At 51.0% G+C, this 400-nt stretch carries 1 pseudogene; it reads left to right on the top strand.

The annotated features are described in order from the left end of the window. A pseudogene (locus FE392_RS19895) lies at positions 1-400 on the top strand (type IV secretion protein Rhs); the annotation flags it as partial.

Here is a 400-nt window from a genome sequence, read left to right as displayed (position 1 = left end):
CCGAACTGACCCTGCCACAAGGCGATACCCTGCGCTGGCTTTACTACGGTTCAGGTCATCTCAGTGCCATTCGGCATAATCAGCAGATGATAACCGAGTTTGAGCGGGACAATTTGCACCGTGAAACCAGCCGGACACAAGGTAAATTATTCCAGTTTCGCGAATATGATCCGCTGGGGCGTCGCATCAGCCAATACAGTGTCAGGGATAAATCAGCCGCTATCGGGCAAGGTAAACCGTGGCGTGCTTGGCATTACGACCAACAGGATGATCTGTCCCTGATGGAAGACCATTACCGTGGCTGGGTGGAATACCTTTATGATTCAGAAAGCCGGCTGAAAAAAGTCACCAGCGTGGACAGTTTTGAAGAAATGCTGTGGTATGACCGTGCGGATAACCT

Source organism: Xenorhabdus santafensis, from assembly GCF_033949405.1.
Lineage (GTDB): Bacteria > Pseudomonadota > Gammaproteobacteria > Enterobacterales > Enterobacteriaceae > Xenorhabdus > Xenorhabdus santafensis.
Note: the sequence above shows the minus strand (reverse complement) of the source record. Positions and strands in the feature narration are given on the sequence as shown.